Annotated in this window: 1 protein-coding gene; it reads right to left on the bottom strand. The window is 47.7% G+C overall.

The window, feature by feature from the left end:
• Window positions 1-3: 3 nt before the first annotated feature.
• Window positions 4-214 (bottom strand): MotA/TolQ/ExbB proton channel family protein (locus V6252_RS13430; protein ID WP_341610768.1); only part of this gene is annotated, 211 nt, incomplete at its 5' end.

Here is a 214-nt window from a genome sequence, read left to right as displayed (position 1 = left end):
GTTTCATAGCCCTGTCACCTGACCTGCATTAACTTGCGTTTCTTTGCTAATAGGCGCTTGTACGCTGGTCTCACGCTGCAACATCCCTGTCATCTCATCACAATATAAGGCACGCGAGTCATATAGTCGGCTCGATTTTGCTGTGAAGTGAATGTATGCCAATACTGCAGCGATAGCGGCAAACAAACCCATTGCTGTAGCAATCAGTGCTTCG

It is taken from the genome of Psychrobacter proteolyticus (assembly GCF_038155145.1).
Taxonomy (GTDB): Bacteria; Pseudomonadota; Gammaproteobacteria; order Pseudomonadales; family Moraxellaceae; genus Psychrobacter; species Psychrobacter proteolyticus_B.
This window is presented reverse-complemented; position numbering and strand designations above follow the sequence as displayed.